The organism is Polynucleobacter sp. 80A-SIGWE (assembly GCF_018882295.1).
Taxonomy (GTDB): Bacteria; Pseudomonadota; Gammaproteobacteria; order Burkholderiales; family Burkholderiaceae; genus Polynucleobacter.
The window spans coordinates 388541-410181 of sequence record NZ_JACVOR010000002.1; the positions used below are offsets into that span (position 1 = coordinate 388541).

The 21641-nt window shown below is 46.3% G+C and carries 22 protein-coding genes; 15 read left to right on the top strand and 7 right to left on the bottom strand.

What is annotated here, in order from left to right:
* The first annotated feature begins 8 nt into the window (after positions 1 to 8).
* Positions 9 to 710 carry a sulfite exporter TauE/SafE family protein gene (locus tag ICN25_RS06785; RefSeq protein ID WP_216862905.1) on the top strand — a complete coding sequence of 234 codons (702 nt, stop codon included), beginning with the start codon at positions 9 to 11 and terminating at the stop codon, positions 708 to 710.
* A 67-nt stretch (positions 711 to 777) separates the two neighbouring features.
* Here ICN25_RS06785 and ICN25_RS06790 read toward each other — a convergent pair whose 3' ends face one another.
* Positions 778 to 1764 carry a tripartite tricarboxylate transporter substrate binding protein gene (locus ICN25_RS06790; protein ID WP_216180474.1) on the bottom strand — a complete coding sequence of 329 codons (987 nt, stop codon included), beginning with the start codon at positions 1762 to 1764 and terminating at the stop codon, positions 778 to 780.
* A gap of 301 nt (positions 1765 to 2065) precedes the next feature.
* Here ICN25_RS06790 and ICN25_RS06795 point away from each other — a divergent pair, with 301 nt between their 5' ends.
* From ICN25_RS06795 to ICN25_RS06825, 7 genes are all read left to right on the top strand, one after another.
* On the top strand, positions 2066 to 3076 hold the full coding sequence (locus ICN25_RS06795; protein ID WP_216180476.1) for an Ldh family oxidoreductase: 1011 nt from the start codon (positions 2066 to 2068) through the stop codon (positions 3074 to 3076).
* A gap of 32 nt (positions 3077 to 3108) precedes the next feature.
* Positions 3109 to 3390: an SAF domain-containing protein gene (locus tag ICN25_RS06800; protein WP_015421504.1), complete on the top strand. Its 282-nt coding sequence runs from the start codon at positions 3109 to 3111 to the stop codon at positions 3388 to 3390.
* Between the two features lie 43 nt (positions 3391 to 3433).
* Positions 3434 to 4606, top strand: coding sequence for a UxaA family hydrolase (locus ICN25_RS06805; RefSeq protein WP_216180479.1), 1173 nt, complete (start codon positions 3434 to 3436; stop codon positions 4604 to 4606).
* A gap of 9 nt (positions 4607 to 4615) precedes the next feature.
* A complete protein-coding gene (locus ICN25_RS06810) occupies positions 4616 to 5335 on the top strand; it encodes a GntR family transcriptional regulator (protein WP_216180482.1) in 720 nt (239 codons plus the stop codon).
* A gap of 4 nt (positions 5336 to 5339) precedes the next feature.
* On the top strand, positions 5340 to 6332 hold the full coding sequence (locus ICN25_RS06815) for a YeiH family protein (RefSeq protein ID WP_216180485.1): 993 nt from the start codon (positions 5340 to 5342) through the stop codon (positions 6330 to 6332).
* Between the two features lie 85 nt (positions 6333 to 6417).
* Positions 6418 to 7677, top strand: coding sequence for a sulfite dehydrogenase (soxC, locus tag ICN25_RS06820; RefSeq protein WP_216180500.1), 1260 nt, complete (start codon positions 6418 to 6420; stop codon positions 7675 to 7677).
* Positions 7667 to 8203 (top strand): c-type cytochrome, encoded by a 537-nt coding sequence (locus ICN25_RS06825; protein WP_255536714.1) that lies wholly within the window; start codon positions 7667 to 7669, stop codon positions 8201 to 8203. Before soxC ends, ICN25_RS06825 begins: the two co-directional genes overlap by 11 nt.
* Before the next feature lie 19 nt (positions 8204 to 8222).
* Here the strand turns inward: ICN25_RS06825 and ICN25_RS06830 are convergent, their stop codons facing one another.
* Together ICN25_RS06830 and ICN25_RS06835 are read right to left on the bottom strand one after the other, a co-directional pair.
* Positions 8223 to 8387 (bottom strand): hypothetical protein, encoded by a 165-nt coding sequence (locus ICN25_RS06830; protein ID WP_216182353.1) that lies wholly within the window; start codon positions 8385 to 8387, stop codon positions 8223 to 8225.
* A 107-nt stretch (positions 8388 to 8494) separates the two neighbouring features.
* On the bottom strand, positions 8495 to 9271 hold the full coding sequence (locus ICN25_RS06835; protein WP_216180507.1) for a ferredoxin--NADP reductase: 777 nt from the start codon (positions 9269 to 9271) through the stop codon (positions 8495 to 8497).
* 149 nt (positions 9272 to 9420) lie between these two features.
* Between ICN25_RS06835 and ICN25_RS06840 the strand changes: the two genes are divergently transcribed.
* Genes ICN25_RS06840 through ICN25_RS06850 form a run of 3 tightly spaced genes read left to right on the top strand, consistent with a single transcriptional unit; the run spans position 9421 to position 10701 of the window.
* Positions 9421 to 9693 (top strand): hypothetical protein, encoded by a 273-nt coding sequence (locus ICN25_RS06840; protein WP_216180510.1) that lies wholly within the window; start codon positions 9421 to 9423, stop codon positions 9691 to 9693.
* A gap of 41 nt (positions 9694 to 9734) precedes the next feature.
* The gene (locus ICN25_RS06845) at positions 9735 to 10220 is read left to right on the top strand and encodes an isoprenylcysteine carboxylmethyltransferase family protein (protein ID WP_216180513.1); all 486 of its coding nucleotides are present in this window, start codon (positions 9735 to 9737) and stop codon (positions 10218 to 10220) included.
* A gap of 28 nt (positions 10221 to 10248) precedes the next feature.
* Positions 10249 to 10701 (top strand): OsmC family protein, encoded by a 453-nt coding sequence (locus tag ICN25_RS06850; RefSeq protein ID WP_216180516.1) that lies wholly within the window; start codon positions 10249 to 10251, stop codon positions 10699 to 10701.
* Between the two features lie 84 nt (positions 10702 to 10785).
* Here the strand turns inward: ICN25_RS06850 and lysS are convergent, their stop codons facing one another.
* The 4 genes from lysS to ICN25_RS06870 form a co-directional block, all read right to left on the bottom strand.
* Entirely contained in the window at positions 10786 to 12336 is a 1551-nt protein-coding gene (lysS, locus tag ICN25_RS06855) for a lysine--tRNA ligase (RefSeq protein WP_216180519.1), read from the bottom strand.
* Between the two features lie 34 nt (positions 12337 to 12370).
* Positions 12371 to 13475, bottom strand: a protein-coding gene (prfB, locus tag ICN25_RS06860; RefSeq protein ID WP_216180522.1) for a peptide chain release factor 2 whose coding sequence is annotated in 2 segments (ribosomal slippage) — positions 12371 to 13393 and positions 13395 to 13475 — 1104 coding nt in all. Because the reading frame shifts where the segments join, the coding sequence is not laid out codon by codon here.
* A 28-nt stretch (positions 13476 to 13503) separates the two neighbouring features.
* The gene (gene recJ, locus ICN25_RS06865) at positions 13504 to 15249 is read right to left on the bottom strand and encodes a single-stranded-DNA-specific exonuclease RecJ (protein WP_216180525.1); all 1746 of its coding nucleotides are present in this window, start codon (positions 15247 to 15249) and stop codon (positions 13504 to 13506) included.
* The gene (locus tag ICN25_RS06870; protein ID WP_255536715.1) at positions 15246 to 16205 is read right to left on the bottom strand and encodes a hypothetical protein; all 960 of its coding nucleotides are present in this window, start codon (positions 16203 to 16205) and stop codon (positions 15246 to 15248) included. Before ICN25_RS06870 ends, recJ begins: the two co-directional genes overlap by 4 nt.
* A gap of 70 nt (positions 16206 to 16275) precedes the next feature.
* Here ICN25_RS06870 and ICN25_RS06875 point away from each other — a divergent pair, with 70 nt between their 5' ends.
* From ICN25_RS06875 to ICN25_RS06890, 4 genes are read left to right on the top strand one after another with little or no spacing between them, the layout of a single operon-like run.
* Complete coding sequence (locus ICN25_RS06875) at positions 16276 to 17535, top strand: lipoprotein-releasing ABC transporter permease subunit (RefSeq protein ID WP_216182170.1); 1260 nt, start codon at positions 16276 to 16278, stop codon at positions 17533 to 17535.
* A complete protein-coding gene (locus tag ICN25_RS06880; RefSeq protein WP_216180530.1) occupies positions 17528 to 18223 on the top strand; it encodes an ABC transporter ATP-binding protein in 696 nt (231 codons plus the stop codon). The genes ICN25_RS06875 and ICN25_RS06880 overlap by 8 nt, the downstream gene beginning before the upstream one ends.
* Positions 18220 to 19080, top strand: a complete 861-nt coding sequence (locus tag ICN25_RS06885) for a TatD family hydrolase (RefSeq protein WP_216180533.1) — start codon at positions 18220 to 18222, stop codon at positions 19078 to 19080. Before ICN25_RS06880 ends, ICN25_RS06885 begins: the two co-directional genes overlap by 4 nt.
* A 4-nt stretch (positions 19081 to 19084) precedes the next feature.
* Complete coding sequence (locus ICN25_RS06890; RefSeq protein WP_255536716.1) at positions 19085 to 21574, top strand: DNA internalization-related competence protein ComEC/Rec2; 2490 nt, start codon at positions 19085 to 19087, stop codon at positions 21572 to 21574.
* Positions 21575 to 21641 lie beyond the last annotated feature (67 nt).

Genomic DNA, 21641 nt, shown 5'->3' on the forward strand with positions numbered 1-21641 from the left:
TAATTGTTCTGTGCGCATTCTTCATCTTTGGAGTTTCTGGATTTGGCTCATCAATAGCGGCTGTGCCTTTACTGGTTCAGATGTACCCGCTAAAGGTAGTGGTGCCAATGATGGTGCTTATTGATATCTGCGCTTCGCTGTATGTGGGTAGAAAGTCATCTAGTGATGCCAATATTCAAGAATTGAAATGGCTATTTCCTTTTAGTCTAATCGGGATGGTATTAGGGATCTTTTTATTGGTGAAGGCGCCAAGCGAGCCTTTGTTATTGATTCTTGGGATCTTTGCAGCCATTAATGGCGTGCGTGTTTTAGTTCAGAGAAACGTCGAGTTTCGAGATCCCATCAATAAATGGTGGGCAGTGCCATTTGGATTTTTTGGAGGTGCATTTACTGCTCTTTTTGCTACAGGTGGGCCAGTGTATGCATCCTATCTAGGTTTAAGAATTAATGACCCCAAGGTTCTTCGCGCGACAATGGCCTTTGCTATTTTTATGCTGACCTTCTTAAGGCTTGCCTTGATGCTGGTTACTGGGCTGATACTGAGTTGGGAGGTAATCGTCCTTGCCGCTTGCTTAATGCCGGTTGCATTCTTGGGTATATGGACTGGATCCCATGTCCACACCAAGCTTAGCAATACTTCGATGCGGATAGCTTATGGCTCTATATTGGTATTTTCTGGTTCAATGTTATTGCTTAGACAGCTTGCATAAAATGATTGCTTATTAGAAAGTAAAAAAGCGAGGACGAATCCTCGCTTTTTTATACCGCTATGAATCATTACTGGGCACTAATATTGCGACCCTTAATCACCTTCTCCCAGTTTGCTGACTCAGCTTTAATCTGAGCATCAAAGTCTTTCTGAGAATTGACTACTGGAGTTAAGCCGTTAAGCTCTAGGCTCTTTTTCATCGCTTCTGAGTTCACTGCCTTTACCGTGGCATCGTAAATCTTATCGGTGATGGCTTTAGGAGTGTTGGCGGGGGCAATCAAGCCAAACCAGCCTGTACTTTCAAATCCAGGAATCCCACTTTCGGCAACGGTAGGCACATCAGGAAGTTGTTTAACTCGCTTAGCACTGGTAACGGCTATCGGCTTAATTTGACCGGTCTTTGCAAATCCAGTTGCAGCTGTCAAGTTACCAACCATGAAATCAATTTGTCCAGCTACGAGGTCATTGATAGCCGCTGATTCACCTTTATAAGGTACATGTGTTGCTGGAATATTGGCAGAGTAGGTGAGATTCTCGCCAGCCATATGCACTTGGCTGCCGATACCAGCTGAACCAAAATTCAGATCTTTAGTTTTGGCGTAGGTAATAAATTCATTTAAATTTTTAACGGGCAATTTAGTACTTACTGATAGCAGCATTGGACCACTGGCAACATTGGTGATATTCACAAAATCTTTGCTGTAATTAACCGGCAATTTTTTGTACAAGTTGGGGTTAACTGTGAGCATGCTTCCAGAAGCAAGCATGATGGTGTAACCGTCAGCAGGGGATTGCGCTACAAATTCAGCTGCGATATTACCGCCTGCACCGCCTTTGTTTTCAACGATAACGTTCTGTCCCAAGTCTTTTGTTAATTGCTGAGCCAGGAGTCTGCCAAGAATATCGGTAGTTCCTCCAGCTGCAAATGGGATTACTAATTTAATTGGCTTAGTAGGCCAAGATTGCGCGATTGCTAGTTGGGGTAGGGCGAGCGATAGCGCTCCAGCAAGCAAAATAAATCGTCTACTCAGTTTGAAATTTTCAATCTTAAACATCGGTGATCTCCAGTGGTAATTTGATCTTTGTATCTTATCTACTTAGGCATCAAAAAATACGCTTTATTGCTATTTATTAGTTATATGCTTATACGTCACTACTGTCTCCTCCACCCACTATATTGCGCCACTTTGTATTCGTTGCGCCGCACAATGAATTGATTCTTGCAAGATATCTAAATCATCTATATGATTCAGATATGTCATCTATTTTGTCCCCTAAAGCCAAGTCTAGTCAAGCCCTAAAAACCCTGCGTTTTAATGGGTTGAGCCTGATTGCCTTTTCCCGAGGGGAGCATGCATGAATCTCAGTTATCAGGAATTGCTGACGTTGGCCGATTCAGGTCTGAGGGCCGCAGGGATTGGTGCAAAGGCCGCTTATGAAACGGCGCAATTTTTGGCTTTAGCGGAGCTGGATGGGCTTGCATCACATGGCCTCGCACGGGTGGCTCAATACGCTGGCCATGCAAAAAATGGGCGTATTGAACTAGATCCCAAATTGAAGGTTCGACCATTCAAGACGGCAGCAGCGTTGGTTGATGCGCGTGATGGCCTCGCTTTTCCTGCACTTCGTTTTGCTACTGACCTCTCCGTGAATCTGGCCTCCAAAAGTGGCCTTGGTTTAGTCGCGGTTACCAATAGCCATCATTTTGGCGTCGCAGGTCATTATGTTGAGGCTGCTGCAAGAGCGGGCTATATCTCATTGTTATTTGGAAACACCCCAGCGGCAATGCCAATGGTTGGTGGTGCGAAAGCTATTTTTGGGACCAATCCTTTGGCTGCAGCCTTCCCAATTCCGGGTAGCGATCCCCTGGTCATCGACATGTCACTTTCTGCGGTTGCCCGCGGAAAATTATTGGTCGCAGCAAAAAATGGCCAGCAGATTCCAGAAGGTTGGGCATTGACTGCTGACGGTAAGCCAACCACGGATCCACAAGAGGGCCTGAAGGGTCTGATGGTTCCTCTGGGCGGTGATAAAGGGGCTTTGCTTGCCCTCATCGTTGAATTACTAGTAGTTGGGCTTTCTGGCAGTAGATTTTCCTATGAGGCAGATTCTTTTTTTGATCCGAAGGGTAACCGCCCACGGATTGGTCAGTTGATATTGACGATTGATCCAGGCTTAGCAGGCGCATCTGTTTTTGCTGGTCGAATTCAAGATTTTTTACAAGTTTTAAGTGCTGATGCCGGAACTCGTCTTCCTGGGCAGCGTCGTTTTAAGCAGCGCGCCACAGGACTAAAAGGCGGCGTCATAGTTTCAGATGTAGTTGTAGAAGAAATTCAGACTGGTATCCGCCAGTCATGGACTGAGTAGTTTTTATAAACGAGATTATTGAGGAGATAGTAATGATCCACTTTGTCGTGCATGAGCCAGCAGATGGTGTAGGTGTAGTGGTAGTTGAGGGTGTTAAAGCCGGAACCGACTTGATTGGTTGGGTAATGGATGGTGACCTAACTTTAAATATCAAGTCTGAAAGTGACATTCCAATTGGTCACAAAATTTCATTGAACGATTTCAAGCCAGGTGACACGGTAATGAAATACGGCGTTGATATTGGCAAGGTGGTAGCCCCAATTAAAAAAGGCGAACACCTCCACGTCCAAAACGTAAAAACTAAGCGCTGGTAATCCAGCCTCCTTACCTACCTATTCATTGAGAGAGATATAAAAAATGACTAATTTGAAAGACGCGACCTTTTTAGGTTATCGCCGTGAAAACGGACGCATGGGTATTCGAAATCATGTATTGATTTTGCCTTTAGACGACTTATCTAACGCAGCCTGTGAAGCAGTAGCAAACAACATCAAAGGAACGATGGCAATCCCTCATTCCTATGGTCGTTTGCAGTTTGGAGCTGACTTAGATTTGCATTTCCGCACTTTGATTGGAACTGGTTGCAATCCAAACGTGGCAGCAGTAGTGGTGATTGGTATTGAGCCACAGTGGACAAAAATTATTGTCGATGGCATCAAGGCATCAGGTAAGCCAGTTGAGGGATTCTGGATTGAGGGTAATGGCGATACAGCAACGATTGCCTCTGCCAGCAAAGCTGCGTATAGCATGATGAAGCATGCATCTAAGCAAAAACGAGTTTCTGCTCCTCTTTCAGAGTTGTGGGTTTCTACAAAATGCGGTGAATCTGATACGACTTCTGGTTGCGGTGCAAACCCAACTGTTGGCGATGCTTTCGATAAGCTCTATGGAATTGGTTCTACCTTGGTATTCGGTGAGACTACCGAGTTGACTGGTGGTGAGCATTTAGTTGAGGCACGTTGCCGTACACCTGAGGTGAAGAAGAAATTCCGTGAGATGTTTGATCGTTACCAAGATGTTATTGAGCGTCATAAGACAAGCGATCTATCTGACTCCCAGCCAACCAAAGGCAATATTGCAGGTGGTTTAACAACCATCGAAGAGAAGGCTTTGGGTAATATCCAAAAAATTGGTAAGAAATGTATTGTGGATAGCGTGCTTGATAAGGGTGAAGAGCCAACAATTCCTGGACTTCATTTCATGGACTCATCATCAGCTGCCGCTGAAATGGTCACCTTGTGTGCAGCCGCAGGTTTTACAGCTCATTTCTTCCCAACGGGGCAGGGTAACGTAATTGGTAATGCAATTCTTCCAGTAATTAAGATTTGCGCTAATCCAAAGACTGTTCGCACTATGGGTGAACACATTGACGTTGATGTGTCAGGCTTATTGCGTCGTGAAGAGAATATGGATGATGCAGGAAACAAGTTGTTAGATTGCTTGAAGCGTACCGCTGATGGTGAGTTGACTGCTTCTGAGATTCTCGGTCACCGTGAGTTTGTATTGACTCGTTTATACGAATCAGCATAAGACTGCAGCATGAGAAACCTGACCGCTTACCAAGAAGTCAAGCAAAAGATCACCGAGGATCTGGTCAGGGGTCGATATCCTATGGGGCAGGCATTGCCTGCCGAAAAGGATTTATCGAAAGAGTTGGATGTATCTATAGGTACCCTGCGTAAAGCGGTGGACGAGTTGGTTGCTGAAGGTATTGTGGTTCGACGCCAAGGCAGGGGCACCTATGTTGTTGAGCATGATCTCAAACGACTTTTATATTATTTTTTCCACATCGTTAAACACGATGCTGAAAAAAAGGTGTATCCCAAAGTTGAACTGGTTTCCTTAAATAGTGCTGCTGCCAATAAAGAAGAGGCAAGTAAGTTGGAAATTAAAGAGGGATCACCTGTTTGGAGAATTACCAATCGCCTTTCATTGGAAGGGCAATGCGTGATGATCGACCAGATCACGCTAGATAAAAAGCGGTTTAAGGATTTAACCCGTGCAGACTTTATTGATCGCAAAGGTAGCATTTACCAAATGTACCAAATGGAGTATGGCCAGACTGTAGTGCGAAGCAGTGAACGCTTACGCGCTGGATTGGCAGGCAAACAGCATGGTGAATGGCTTGGATTAAAGCCAGACTCCCCAGTGCTCATCATTCGAAGGGTAGCGCTTGGTATTCAGGATGAACCTTTGGAGTGGCGCGTCTCTACCTTAAATACTACTCAACACGAGTATTTCAGTGAGTTAGTAGCTTAGATTGATGCTAACTACCACTCGAAAAAATATTCCAGGACTTTTAGTCTGCCTGGTCATTGCCATGTCAACCAGTTTTCTATCTGAGAACTATGGCGGCCCACAGTTGTTGTATGCCTTACTGATTGGCTTATCCCTACATTTTTTATACCTGAATGAAACAGTAAAGCCAGGAATTGATTTTTGTGCAAAAACGGTTTTGCGTTTAGGCGTTGCATTCCTAGGTATCCGCATTACATTTGCTGATATTGGTGCAATCGGTTGGAATACTGGGCTAATGGTGATGTTTGCAGTAGGCGCTACGGTATGCCTTGGCTTCTTCCTGGCCAAACTGTTGAAGCTATCCCCTGACTTTGGTCTGATCGCGGGAGGGTCTGTTGGTATTTGTGGGGCGTCTGCAGCATTAGCAGTTGCCTCGGTTCTTCCAAAAACAAAAGAGAATGAGCGCTTTACTTTACTGGTAGTGGTTGGGGTAACCGTTCTTTCAACCATCGCAATGGTGGTGTATCCATTTGCCCTACAGTTACTCAACATTACTGATTTACCTGCAGGCATATTTCTAGGTGCAACCATTCATGATGTTGCACAGGTAGTTGCTGCTGGTATGTTGTTTGGGCCGGAGGCAGGCGATGTCGCTACGGTTGTTAAGTTATTCCGGGTTGCATTGTTGTTGCCCGTGGTTTTATTTATCTCTATTTTCTTTGGCGCTGAAAAATCATCTCAACGCTTAGGCTGGGGAAGTTTGCGTCTGATACCAACATTCCTATTGGGATTTGTTGCTTTGTCCGTTGTTGCATCCATGCAGATTTTGCCAAGCTCGGTAACCCACTCTATTGGCGGCATATCTCGCTGGATGCTCGTGATTGCTATCGGCGCTGCTGGATTGAAGACAAACTTTCAGGAGTTAGCAAAGCTCGGCTGGCAACCAGTTGTGATGTTGGTAGTGGAAACCCTATTTATTGCTTCAATAGGCTTAATTTTTATCATGAATCTGGCTTAACGTTATTGCCATTAATTATTTTGGCGATATTCTTTAAATAATGCGTTCTTAATTGATGTGTCTATTTTAAAAAGGTGAAATACCTATGTCAGACAACAGCAATACTTCTAGTCGCCGAAAATTTCTAAAAAATTCTGCTGGGGTTGGTGCAGGTCTTGGAGCCGCAATGGTCTCTGGTGCTTCGCTTGCCCAATCCTCAACAAGTGAATTTTTAGAGGTAGATCCTTGGACTAAGGTGCAGGGCTCGACTTTCATTAATCCACCATATGGCCTTCCTTCAAAATATGAGAAGAATGTAGTTCGGGTCTTGCCATCTCCGGCTCCAACATTTTTAACTGGATCGCGCACACCGCTACAAAATTTGCATGGCATTATCACGCCAAATGGACTCTTCTTTGAGAGACATCACGCTGGTGTGCCGGATATCAATCCTGATCAGCATCGTTTAGTCATTCATGGCATGGTCGATAGACCTTTGATGCTATCGATGGAAGACATTGTTCGTTTCCCATCAGAGTCTCGAATTTATTTTTTAGAATGCTCTGGCAATAGTGCTGCTGAGTTAAAAAAGGCAAGCGGTAAAACTGCCCAAGAAATTCACGGGCTGCTTTCTTGTTGCGAATGGACTGGCGTTCGCCTATCCACCATCTTTCAAGAATGTGGAATCCAGCCTGGCGCTACATGGGCTTTAGCAGAAGGCGCCGATGGCGCTGCAATGACTCGAAGTATTCCGATGAGCAAGATGATGGACGATGCTTTATTGGTGTATGCCCAGAATGGAGAGATGTTACGCGCAGAGCAGGGCTATCCACTGCGCCTTTTCTTGCCAGGATTCGAAGGCAACATGAGTATTAAGTGGTTAAGGCGTATTAAATTAGGAGCCGAGCCTTGGCAAACCCGTGAAGAAACGTCTGCCTATACTGACTTGCAGAAGGATGGTAAGGCTCAGCAATTTACATTTGCCATGGATGTGAAGTCTGTCATTACGCAACCCTCTGGCATGATGAAACTCAAGTCCAAGGGATTCTATGAGGTTTCAGGTGTCGCTTGGTCTGGCAATGGAAAAATTAAAAAGGTTGAAGTATCAACCGATGGTGGAAAGTCTTGGGGCGATGCCATCTTGCAAGAGCCGGTCATGGACAAGTCTTTAGTGCGCTTTCGCTATCCCTGGGTTTGGAATGGTGAGCCGACAGTATTTATGAGTCGAGCAATCGACTCTAGTGGCGATACCCAGCCAAGCATGGAAGCTTTATTAAAGGTGAAGAGCCCTAATAGTTTTTATCACAACAATGCAATTCAGCCATGGCGTGTTGCTGCTAACGGGGAGATTACAAATGGTCGTTAAATCTTTTGTGAAACTTCCTCTAGCCTTGGCATTGTCTGGCGTTCTAGTGGCTTGCAGCAGTGGGTATCACACGACTGGACCAGTTGGTCTTGGTAAGCCGGTTACTGAAAACCAAATCAAAGCATGGAATATTGATATTGGTCCAAGTGGTGCAGGCCTGCCACCAGGATCTGGCACAGCCGCAATAGGCGAAACCATTTACCAGCAAAAATGTTCATCCTGTCATGGTGACAAAGGGCAGGGCGCAATTGCTAACCGATTGGTTGGTGGGGGCAATCTCAATACAGATAAGCCAGTTAAAACAGTGGGTAGTTTTTGGCCTTATTCCACAACCATATTCGATTATGTAAGACGGGCTATGCCACACCAAGCTCCGCAATCACTCACGGATGATCAGGTGTACGCTTTAACTGCCTATATCTTGTATATGAATAAGATCGTCTCAAAAGATGAGGTAATGAACGCGAGCACATTACCCTTGGTAAAGATGCCAAATCGAGATGGGTTTATTCCAATCATCAAGTAGGGATCTGCATTGAGTCTATTTAAGCGTAAGAGTCCTCAAACTCTTCCATTTTGATCGTAGTCATCAAGAACAGAATTCTGCGCTGGAAACTTTTGCGCTCACTGACATTCTCATGCGGCAGCTGATCATGCTCACGCAGTAGCTGGGTAATGATGGGGTTGTAGTGTTCGCGTACAGGTGACATCTCGATTCCTTGATAAATATCTCGTTATAGATAATTTACCAAGGCATCTATATATCCACAAGGAATATATAGCGATATCTAAATTACTTTTAGATATATAAAGCGGATTACTTTTCTACGAATGCGCGTTCGAATACGTAGTCACCTAGCTGACCTAAGCTGGGGGATACCTTGAAGCCTTTAGCATCTAGCATCTCAGCAGTTTCTTTCAGCATGGATGGGCTACCGCAGATCATTGCGCGATCCACGGCTGGATCTAGTGGGGGCAAGCCAATATCTTTAAAGAGTTGACCAGATTCAATGGCGGTAGTTAGGCGGCCAGTATGTTTGAAGGCTTCGCGCGTCACGGTTGGGTAGTAGATTAATTTCTCACGAATGATCTCGCCAATATATTCATCTTGGGTGAGCTCGTTTTTGATGTAATCACCATAAGCCAATTCGCTAACTAAGCGAACTCCATGGATGAGCACTACCTTCTCAAACTTTTCATAGGTATCTGGATCACGAATGATGCTCATGAATGGCGCCAAGCCTGTCCCGGTACTGAAAAGGTAAAGATGTTTGCCTGGATTTAAGTCATCAATGACCAAGGTGCCAACAGATTTCTCGCTCACCAAAATAGGGTCACCAACCTGAATCTTCTGAAGGCGAGAGGTAAGGGGACCATCTTGGACCTTGATACTCAAGAACTCTAAATGCTCTTCATAATTAGGGCTTGCCACGCTATAGGCGCGTACTAATGGCTTGCCTTCAACCTCTAAGCCAATCATCAAAAAATGGCCGCTACGAAAGCGCAGACCTTTGTTTCTGGTGGTGGTAAAGCTAAATAGGGTGTCGTTCCAGTGATGGACTGTGAGAACGGTTTCAGTGTTGTAGGCTGCCATAAACGCTTAATAATGAGGTGTAAACCTCAATTATCCCCATTCTTGGGGTGGTTCTATAGATAAAAAAGTATTTAGCTTATAAAAAGGGATTCTTTTACTTATGCTTGCTAGTTCCCTATGATCCTTTCATACCCAACCGAAAGAGTCACATGTCTACAAAGCCTGCAGTACAGAAGCCCTTATTTCTAACCATCATCCAGATTTTTCTGGGTTTGGCCTTGTTGAGCCTGTCGACCCACTTAGCGCTGGAAAGCTCCCTTTATCTTGAGGTCCTCAATCAGAGCGGCCTGAACCAATACCATGCCTTTGGAGTACTGGTTTGCCTTAGCTTCATTTCAGGCGTGTTTCTTATTGCGCAGCATGTTCTCACGCAAGATCAAGCTAGCATTGATGATCACTTTATTCAGGCCCTGAACTACTAAAGGAAGATAGACTGTGGTCTTATCCCCATAAGGCCACAAATATGATTTCATCGCACCATAAATCCATCTTCGAGAGAGGAGCATGGTATGTGGTGGTTCAGGGAATTTTGATTGGTCTGATCTTATTCGGGCCCCAAGGATTTCCACTCATCACCTCGGAGCCTCTCACCGCCATTCTTCAATCCTGTGGCATTGCCATTGGTTTGCTAGCTTGTTTAATTATGGTGATTGCCGTAATTAATCTAGGAAAAAATCTCACCCCCTTACCTTGTCCTAAAGACGATGCCGTTCTGATTCAGACTGGCTTATACCGATATGTTCGGCACCCCATTTATTTCGGAGTGCTCTTAGCGGCTCTAGCCTGGCTACTCGTCTTCCCCGGACTTTTTGTATTGGTATACGCCCTTGGTTTGTTTTTTCTATTTGACATCAAAGCAAGGCGTGAAGAGGTATGGCTGGTAGATCGTTTCCCAGCCTACCGGGACTATCAGGCAACGGTCAAAAAATTAATCCCTGGCATCTATTAATATAGAGTTTTAAGTTATTGGAGTAGCTATGAGTGGCGTACCTTCCGTAAGACTTGTCCAGCAGGCTGATTATCAATTTGCCATCCATTACAGCGAAGAGCGGGATCCCATTTATGGGGATGAGCCGCCACCATTGGGCAGGTCTCAAGGGGCTACACCGTCACAGTTTTTATTGGCCGGAGTGGCCAATTGCCTATCCGATTCTTTGCTATTCGCATTACGTAAGTTCAAGCAGAATCCTGAGCCAATCGAAACTAAAGCTGGTTGCGAGATAGGTAGAAATGCAGAAAACCGCCTCCGTATTCTGTCAATCCAGGTAGAGATTCGTATTGGTGTGCCAGGAAATACTTTGGAAAACCTTGATCGCGTATTGGCACAATTTCAGGATTTCTGTACCGTATCCTCTAGTGTCAGTCTAGGTATTCCGGTCAATGTTACGGTAATCGATAGCGACAACACGAAGCTATATCCAGTAAGCTGAGTTATTCGAATCCGCAAAAAGAAAAAAGCCGCAGAGTTTAAATTCTGCGGCTTTTGTATTTCTAAAAAGTAGCGATTGGATTGATTACTCTTCTTCGCGACGCAGGTGTGGGAACAAAATCACATCACGAATATTGGGCGCATCAGTCAAAAGCATGACTAAGCGGTCAATACCGATACCGCAACCACCTGTTGGGGGCATGCCGTATTCCAGCGCACGAATGAAGTCATGGTCAAAGTACATTGCTTCTTCATCACCAGCTTCTTTTTGCTCTACTTGCTTACGGAAGCGGTTGGCTTGATCTTCTGCATCATTTAACTCTGAGAAGCCGTTGGCGATCTCACGACCGGTAATGAATAATTCAAAACGCTCCGTAATACCAGGGCGTGTATCAGATTCCCGGGCAAGAGGACTTACTTCAATTGGGTAATCGATGATGTAAGTTGGTTCCCAGAGGTGTGACTCAGCAACCAATTCAAATAAGGCCAATTGAAGGGCGCCAATGCCAGCGTTCTTCAAGGTAGGGGAATCTGGATTCTCGCCACCTTTTTTCAATTCGGAGCGGATAAATGCAGCATCTTCTAATTGGGCTGGCCCATAACTCTTATTGGACTGGCCGCAATACTTCAGAATAGCTTCGGTAATAGTTAAGCGCTGGAATGGCTTGCTTAGATCGAGTTCACGACCTTGATGGGTTAGAACTGCTGTGCCTTGTGCATCCATCGCAGCTGCACGAATCAAGCCTTCCGTGAAGTCCATCAACCAACGATAGTCGGTGTAGGCCGCATAGAACTCCATCATTGTGAATTCTGGGTTGTGACGCGGGCTAACGCCTTCGTTACGGAAGTTGCGGTTAATTTCAAAGACACGTTCAAAGCCGCCAACCACCAAACGCTTCAAATACAACTCTGGCGCAATACGCAAGAACATCTGCATATCTAAAGCATTATGGTGTGTAATAAATGGCTTAGCTGTAGCGCCACCAGGAATTGGGTGGAGCATTGGTGTTTCGACTTCCATGAAGTCTGCATCCAGCATATGCCGACGCAAGGAAGCGATCGTATTGCTACGCGCTCTGAAAGTATTGCGACTCTCTGGATTCACAATCAAATCAACATAGCGTTGACGATACTTGGTCTCTAAATCTGAGAGGCCATGGAATTTGTCTGGAAGAGGACGCAGAGATTTGCTTAGGAGACGGAGATTGCTACATTCAACTGAGAGCTCACCCTTGTTAGTTTTGAATAGATTGCCTTCAGCAGAGATAAAGTCACCCATATCCCAGTGCTTGAATGCACCATGGGTATCTGCACCGCTGATTTCATCGTTGATGTAGAACTGAATCTGACCACTGCGATCTTGAATAGTGGCAAAGCTAGCTTTACCCATCACACGCTTTAGCACCATACGGCCGGCAACTTTGACATGCACCTTTTTAGCAGCCAACTCTTCTTTGGTGAGGCTGTCGTAGTGAGTGTGGAGATCTGCTGCTAAGTGGGTTGGCACGAAGTCATTTGGAAAGGCTACTCCGCCTTCGCGTAACTTGGCTAATTTCTCGCGACGCTCAGCAATGATGTGGTTTTCATCAACAACTTCAGTGGCAGGGGTTTGGGTGGAATTCACTTGATCGTTCATATGGAGTGTTAATAACTGGAATAGGGGTAGTAAATCAAACGCCTTGTTTCAGGCTCGCTTCAATAAAGGCATCAAGATCGCCATCCAATACCTTTTGTGTATTAGATATCTCAACGTTAGTACGCAAGTCTTTAATGCGGCTTTGATCCAGTACGTAGGAGCGGATCTGATGACCCCAGCCCACATCGGTTTTGCTGGCCTCAAGCTTGTCCTGCTCGGCGCGACGCTTTTGCATCTCGTGCTCATATAGACGTGACTTCAACATCGTCATCGCTTCTGCTCTATTGCGGTGTTGGCTTCGGTCGTTCTGACACTGAACCACGATTCCGGTTGGAAGGTGGGTCAAGCGAACGGCAGAGTCGGTCTTGTTAATGTGCTGACCACCTGCACCAGAGGCGCGATAGGTGTCAGTGCGGATATCAGCAGGATTAACGTCAATCTCAATGGAGTCATCAATCTCTGGATACACATAAATACTGGCAAAAGAAGTATGGCGGCCATTGGATGAGTCAAATGGTGACTTACGTACCAAGCGGTGCACACCAGTCTCTGAACGGAGGTGGCCATAAGCGTACTCACCATCGACTTTGATAGTGGCGCTCTTGATGCCCGCAACGTCGCCATCGGATTCTTCTAGGATTTCTGTCTTGTAGCCTTTGCGTTCGCAATACTTAAGGTATTGGCGCAGGAGAATACTGGCCCAGTCACAAGCCTCTGTTCCGCCGGCACCTGCTTGAACATCTATAAAGCAACTGCATGAATCCATCTCGTTATGGAACATGCGGCGGAACTCAAGATCATGAATGATCTTGCTATAGCTCTCAACGTCTTGTTCGATTGCGCCAATCGTTTCAAAATCACTTTCTTCTTTAGCCATGTCGAATAATTCGAGGGCGCCAGTGATATTGCTATTTAAATCGGTGAGGGTGGCAACAACGCCATCGAGCAATTTCTTTTCTTTGCCGAGGGCTTGCGCTTTCTTTTGATCATCCCAGATAGTGGGATCTTCAAGAATAGAGTTAACTTCAGTAAGGCGTCGTGACTTTACTTCGAAGTCAAAGATACCCCCGAAGTGCTTGCTCACGAGTGAGCAGATCGGACAGGGTATTTGAAATAATATTGAGTTGTTCGGCTTCCATCCCCTAATTATAAGGGGGTTATTGCGACTCAGCCCTCGTCGTGGGCCTCAATCATGAGTTGCACGCGTGCCTGCCCCTGGAAGCGGTCTGTCACTAGGCGATAGGCCAGCCTGGCCTTGGCTGGCAAGGGCTGGGTCCGATTGAACCAAACCCCTGTGAATGGTTTGCTAGCCAGTTGACCGTCGCCAATAGGACGAAGCTGCAAACGTAGATGTTTTTCTTTCATGAGGCTTTGCTGTCCAACTTCGAATTCCCCATAAAAAATCGGCTGAGGAAAGCCTTGACCCCAGATTTCTTCAGCAAGAAGATCGCCTGTTTCGGGTGTGAATTCAGAAAGATCGAGCGAGCCATCATGAATATGGCGACGCTCTAATAATTCATCGTTCAGCAATTCATTGGCCACCTGCTGAAACACCTCATCAAACTTTTCAAAATCCGATTTTCTAATGCTCAGACCTGCTGCCATGGCATGGCCACCAAATTTGAGAATTAGACCTGGCTCGCGTTTGGAAACAATATCTAAGGCGTCACGTAGATGAAAGCCTGTTAGAGATCTGCCGGAGCCACGTAATTCTTCTCCACTAGCACCATCAGCAGGCGCAAACACAATCGCAGGGCGATTAAAACGCTCTTTCAGACGCGAGGCCACAATGCCAACCACGCCTTGATGCCATTCTGGATTCCAAAGGCAAATGCTCGAGCGATCAGCCATGGTGCCCGCCAATTGATCTTCAGCCAGATGGGCGAGGGCAGCTTCCTGCATGCCACCTTCAATTACACGTCGCTCGCGATTAATGCGATCAAGTTCATAAGCCAGCTCGGTAGCCTCCTCTGTCTTATCGCTCAGCAAGAGACGAATGCCTAGCGTCATATCTGCTAAGCGCCCAGCAGCATTCAGACGAGGACCAATAGCAAAACCTAAGTCAAAGGTATTTGCCTTGCGAGGATTTCGGACAGCCGCTTGAAATAGCGCTTGAATGCCTGCTTGTGAAACACCTGCGCGAATGCGCTTTAAACCATTGGAAACCAAAATACGGTTATTGCGATCGAGTTGCGCCACATCCGCTACGGTACCTAAGGCTACAAGATCTAATAGGTTCTCAATTTTGGGTTGAGTCTCAGCAGTAAATTTGCCACGCTGACGAAGCTCAGCACGCAGAGCAACCAACAAATAGAACATCACTCCTACACCTGCAAGTGCTTTGCTTGGAAAGGTGCATCCAGGCTGATTGGGATTGACGATTGCAGTTGCTTTGGGAAGTCGATCACCTGGCAGGTGATGGTCAGTCACAATCACTTCCATTCCCAACTCGCGAGCTCGATCTACCCCAGCTTCACTAGCAATGCCGTTATCCACTGTGATGAGATATTTCGGTTTGGGGTTTTGTTGAGCTGCTAGATCTACCACCTCTGGGGTTAATCCATAGCCCATCGTAAAACGGTTTGGTACTAAGAACTGAATGGGGGTATCTGCTCCACCCAACATCTTCAAACCGCGGAGTGCAACGGCGCAAGCGGTGGCACCATCGCAGTCATAGTCAGCCACCACCAGCATAGACTCTTTGCGCTCCAGAATATCGGCTAGCAGAGTGGCAGTGCTAATGCAGTTCTTTAATTCGACTGGCGAGAGTAGTTGCTTTAGATCTAAAGAGAGTTCATCTGGTTTATCAATGCCACGGGCCGCATACAGCCTAGCTAGCAATGGGTGCAGACCACTTTGCTGTAACCAGCTTGCCGTCCGCTCAGAGAAGGGGCGCTTTGAAAATACGCTCATGCTGAAATGATTTCCGACCAAGCTAAAGGTTCTGATTTTTTCCAGAATGCCCAGGACTTTTTATTTAGGTCTTTAGCTGTGAAGATTTTGTGGCGAACTTGACCATTAGGAAAGTCAATGATTTCAATTTCATCTAACTCATTACTCAAAAGAGCTCTTTTTAAGTCATCCCAAATACTTTCAGGTCGATCAATCCATGCAAAGGTATTTTGCAGTCTTGAGAAATCAATAGCGCTTTGCTGAGGAACTCCAAGATATTTAGCCAGCCCGGCTAAAAGAGGATGCCCCCCATATACCTGACTTACATTTTGAAGGGAGTGAGGAATCTGAAGATCAGCTAGTTTGCCAATGCCGCTAATCCAAAGTGAGTTAATGCTTGGCAGTCTGCGTTGCTCGCGTTCTTCATTCACGGTATCTATGTGCCAAAGCATTTGAACTTCATTTTGAAGTTTGCGCCAAAGCTTAGCGATGCCAACTTCGCTGGAATCGCGTGGCATCCACCAATCAATATTGCGACCATGAGCTTGATCAATAGAGTGAGTTGCCAGGCTAGCAAATGGCCCTGCTGGAATAAACCAATCACGTTGTCCCTGAAATAAGATCTTGCTGCCAAAATCCTCTTCAATAAAAGGAAGGGCAGTCTGTAGCAATTTAGAGGATTCACTTGCGGTCAGATCAATCTGACTTTGAGCCATCAGGATCAAATGATCTCGGGTGGCGTGAAAATGGACAGGTTGGAGGCAGGCAATAGCTTCATTGGGATTGATTGCTAAATCACTCTGGCCCAACAGTAAGACTGGGGCTATTGGCAACCGATCTCCGAATAGAAACCGCTCATGCGGCAGTCCGCTAGGTGGCACATTCTGCTCAAACCCAGCGTCAACAGCATCTTCCCCTGACACCATCAGGGTAAAGCGTCGCGAAGCGCTTGTTTGGGAGGTCAAATTAGCAGTCATTCCCCTGATTTTAGGTGGCATTTACAGAATCCATTGGTTTGCTCGTTTAATTCACTAAACTGTAGCTATGTTGAGACTTCCTATTGAGCTAGAAATTGGCCTACGCTACACCCGATCCAAGCGTCGTAAGACAGTGGGTAAGCGTGATGGCTTCCTCTCTTTTATTTCCGGAATCTCTACTGCGGGTATCGCTTTAGGCGTTGCAGCCTTAATTGTGGTTCTCTCAGTCATGAATGGCTTTCAGAAGGAAGTGCGCGACCGTATGCTGTCCGTACTTTCCCATATTGAAATTACCGCCCCGGATGGTTTGGCTAACTGGGAACCGATTGCGCTGAAAGTAGCTGCTCAGCCCCACGTAGTTGGTGTCGCTCCAATGGTGAGTTCACAAGGCTTATTGAGTCGCGAGAACGTCATGCGTGGCGTGGCTATTCGTGGAGTTCTGCCAAGTGAAGAGGGTAAGGTTTCTGATTTACCCAAGCAGTTCGTCGCCGGCAGTATTGAAGATCTCAAGCCGGGTGCTTTCGGAGTTGTCTTGGGTGCGCAGCTTGCCAATATTGTTGGCGCACGCGTAGGGGATCGTATTAATTTGATCGTGCCAGAAAGTGATCTCACGCCTGCAGGTGCGATGCCCAGAATGCGAACACTGCAAGTCGTAGGCATTGTTGATAGCGGTCATTATGAATACGATAGTTCACTAGCCATCATGCATTGGAAAGATGCTGCTGCCTTGTTGCGCTTGCAAGACCCATCAGGCTTACGTGTGAAGGTGGATGATATGCAGCATGCCCCAGAAATTGCCGCTGAATTAGCTCAGGTTGTTCCGCAAGCTTTATGGGTGAGCGATTGGTCACGCTCTAACCGAAATTGGTTTGCTGCCGTTCAAACCGAAAGAAAGATGATGTTCATCATCCTCACTCTGATCATTGCTGTAGCTGCTTTTAATTTGGTCTCTACTTTAGTGATGACTGTTAATGAGAAGCAAGCCGACATTGCAATTTTAAGAACCATGGGTGCAAGTCCTGGACTTATTCAGCGGATCTTCTTGGTACAAGGCCTGGCGATTGGCTTACTAGGCTCTCTAGCAGGCGCTGGCCTGGGCCTTCTGATTGCATTAAATATTGATGTAATTGTTCCGGCTATTGAGGCGATCTTCCGCGTACGCTTCTTGCCACGCGATGTGTACTTTATTAGTGAGTTACCTTCGGATGTTCGCTTCTCTGATGTGGTGACTGTAGGTTTGATGGCTTTCGGTCTCTCTGTATTAGCCACCTTGTATCCAAGTCGCCGCGCCGCCCAAGTTCAGCCTGCGGAGGCATTGCGCTATGAGTAATTCCAATTCAATTATTTTGAGTGCTTCGGGTCTAGCAAAGACCTATGGCAAAGGATCAACCGCGGTTGATGTCCTTAAGGAAATTGATTTACAGGTAAGCGCTTCTGAGAAGGTGGCTATCGTTGGATCCTCTGGTTCAGGTAAGAGCACCTTGCTGCATCTCTTGGGTGGTTTAGATACGCCAAGCGCAGGCACAGTGATATTAGCTGGAGAGAATCTCCATAGGTTACCCGTTAGAAAGCTGGATCAACTGCGTAACCAGAGTCTGGGATTTATTTATCAATTCCATCACCTCTTAGATGAATTTAGTGCCGTCGAAAATGTAGCCTTGCTTTTACGTATTCGTGGACTAAGTAACGAAGAGTCCATGGAGCGAGCAAATACGATGTTGCATGCGGTTGGCCTGGCAAAGCGAGTCCAGCATACCCCTGGTGAGCTATCTGGCGGCGAACGCCAACGTGTTGCAGTTGCTCGCGCATTGGTAGGTAACCCCGCTTGCGTTCTAGCGGATGAGCCAACGGGTAATCTGGATACCGAAACTGCCGACGGCGTATTTGACTTGATGTTAGATATTGCTCGTGAGCAGGGCACTGCTTTTGTGATTGTGACCCATGACCCTATTCGCGCTAAACGTTGTGACCGGATTTTGCATTTAGAACGCGGAGTATTAAAGACGTTCGCACAATGAGCGATGCCAGCACAGAGCTCGCTTGGGTTGATACCCACTGCCATCTAGATGCGCCAGAGTTTGATGGCACGCTTTCGGAAATTATTTCAAGTGCAGTAGACAAAGGTGTTAAAGCCATCTTGCTGCCGACAGTTCAAGCCTCCGATTGGGAGCAGGCTAAAAATTTAGCAAACCAATACGGCAATCAAATTCCAGGTTTGGTCTATACGCTTGGTATACATCCCCTGTATATCAATCAAGCCCAAGAGGGTGATATCGAGATTCTTAAAAATCAAATAGAGCAATCATTGAATGATCCTCGATTTGTAGGAATTGGTGAGATTGGCCTTGATTACTTTGTCGAGGGCTTGGATCCTCAGCGCCAAGAGTATTTCTTTCATAAGCAACTCGATTTGGCTCAACAATTCCAGTTACCAGTGATTTTGCATGTGCGCCGTTCGCAAGATGCCATACTGAAAGCTCTGCGTAAAAGAAAAGTCCTCAGCGGTATAGCGCATGCTTTTAATGGCAGTCATCAACAAGCCGAGCAATTTATTGAATTAGGCTTTAAGTTGGGTTTTGGTGGTGCTGCAACTTACGATCGAGCATTACAGATTCGCCGCTTATTAGAAGAACTTCCTCTGGAGAGCATCGTTACCGAAACTGATGCGCCGGATATTCCACCTGCATGGCTTAAGGAGGAGGGCGGTCAATTTAATGAGCCTGCCTTGCTCCCCAGAATTGCTCAGCAATTGGCTGACATTCGAGGCGTTGGTGAAGAAGTATTTGCAAAGGCAGTTTGGCAAAATGCCATGCAAGCATTACCCCGTTGGTCATTCCTAATGACTAGCAACCCAAACCCACAATCCGCTTCTTAAGAACTTGCGCATCAATATTGCGGCGTTTATCGCCGGGGGATCGCTTCTTCTATTTTTGCCAGCCGTGCCAGAGAATTGGGCTTGGATTTGTACGGCGACCATCGTTATCTCCCTATTTGGTGTTTGCATCAATTACGCCTCAATCCATAACTGTTATGCGAGTAGTGCACTCCTGGCGGTTTGTTGTTTCGCCTTAGGATTTGCTTGGAATGCACATTACGCACAAAGTCGATTAGCCAATATCCTTTCGATAGAGTATGAAAGCAAAGATCTCATTCTCGAGGGCAGGGTAAATGCTTTGCCGCAGAGCTCTCCTGGTGGAGCAAAGTTTTCATTAGAGGTGGATAAAGCTTATTTGGGTAAAAGCTTGATTGAGTCATTTCCTGGGCAGGTGTACTTGAGTTGGCAGCCAGCATGGCGTAACCCCCAAGATGTTCCGGAGGTCATTCCAGGTCAGCGCTGGGAATTCAAGGTCAAGATCAAAAGGCCTTATGGATCTCTTAATCCCTATACCTTTGATTTTGAGCGCTGGTCTTTTTATCAAGACTTTGGTGCCAGTGGTTCTGTGCGATCTGGAAAATTAATTACCGAGAAAGATATTCGTTTTACTGAATTCGCTTTAGGTATGGAGTATCAACGCTGGAAACTAAGGCAAAAGATTCAACGTTTACTGCCAAAAGATGCGCGTTATGGTGGTGTGATTGCAGCTCTTGTGATGGGTGATCAAAATGCGATCGATCAAGAAGATTGGCGCGTATTTAATGCCACTGGGATTGGGCACCTCATATCTATCTCGGGACTCCATGTAACGATGTTGGCAGGATTTGGTGCCATGCTTGCTACATTTTTATGGCGTCGTAATACCCTGCCTTTAATGATTCCTGTTAGCAAGGTTGCTGCGGCAGTTGGATTTCTCACTGCGTTTGTATACGCCTGGTTGGCAGGATTTCAGATTCCGGCACAGCGAACCATGTATATGGTGGGCGTAGTTGCCTTCGCACTTTGGTCCGGCAGAAATCCAAGGTCATTTGATATTTGGTGGTGGGCGCTGGCCTTTGTGCTGCTCATCGACCCAATGGCGCCCTACACGCCAGGGTTCTGGCTTTCGTTTGGAGCGGTGGCAGCCATTTTGTATGCCATGCAAGATTCTGATGGCCTATTGGGGTTGCCTACCGGCAGGGAGCTAGAGCTTGATTGGCGACATAGAGTCATGCAAGCCCTAAGGGAGGCATGTCGAGTGCAGGCGGTTGTTACCATCGCACTTTTGCCATTGACCTTATATTGGTTTTATCAGGTCTCGATCGTCTCCCCATTGGCAAATGCTGTTGCCATTCCTGTGGTGAGTTACATTGTGACGCCGCTAGCAATAGCCGGAGCTTTATTGCCTGACTTCATTGGTAAATGGTTGCTGATGCCAGCGCATGCCACGATGGACTACTTGTCCATCATGCTTTCCTGGATGGCGAGTTGGAGGTGGGCAATTGCCTGGTCAAGTCAGCCTGCTGGGTGGGCAGTAGCGCTTTCCACGATCGGTATTGTCATCGCTATTCGTCCTGGATCCATTAGGAGGAGCTGGCCATCAAGAACCATTGGACTCGTATTGTGCGCAACTTTATTTATTCAACCAATAAGTAATGGCAATTTGGTAAACGGTGAGTTTCGGGCAACGGTACTCGATATCGGTCAAGGCACAGTAGTCCTAATAGAAACTAAAACAAAAAGGTTGCTATATGACACAGGACCCATTCAGGGAAAAGATAATGCGGGCCAAAGAATTATTCTGCCCTATCTAAGGGGGCTAGGAATCAATCATATTGATCGCATGGTAATTAGTCATAGTGACAGCGATCACATTGGAGGGGCTGCAAGCTTGCTTAAAGAGATTGGCTTTGATTCCATGATGGGATCCTTGCCAAGCACTAATCCATTGCTCGTTAATTTGGAGGGAAGAGGGGTCCCAGCTATTCCCTGTCGCTTTGGTCAGCAATGGACGTGGGATGGAGTGGAGTTTCATATATGGCATCCAAATGAGCTGACAATTTTTGAGGATCCACATCCTAGAAAACCCAATGAGGTGAGTTGTGTATTGGAGGTTCGCAATCAATCCACTTCATTCTGGTTGACGGGGGATGTGGAGAAGCAAGGTGAGGCTGAGATGGTTGAGCGATTAACTCAAGATGTCCTTAGTGATTTAAAAGATAGAACGCTGATCTTCATGGCGCCACATCACGGTAGCAAAACATCTTCTTCTCAAGGACTCTTACTGGCATTAAGTCCTGATGAAGCATTTGCACAAAATGGGTATCGCAATCGATATGGACACCCACATCCAACGGTCACTGCTCGATACGAAAGTATGGGTATTCCGTTTTATCAAACACCAAATACAGGCGCACAAGTTTGGGAATTTCCAGTCAACTCAGGCTCGAAGAAAATGGAGTCTCTTTTTTGGCGGCAGGATAGCAAGCGCCTATGGCATCGAGAGGCAAGATAGAGTTTTAACTTATTTTTCAGAGTGGCCATTAAATGAAAAACCGCCCTCGGGCGGCTTTTCATTGGGC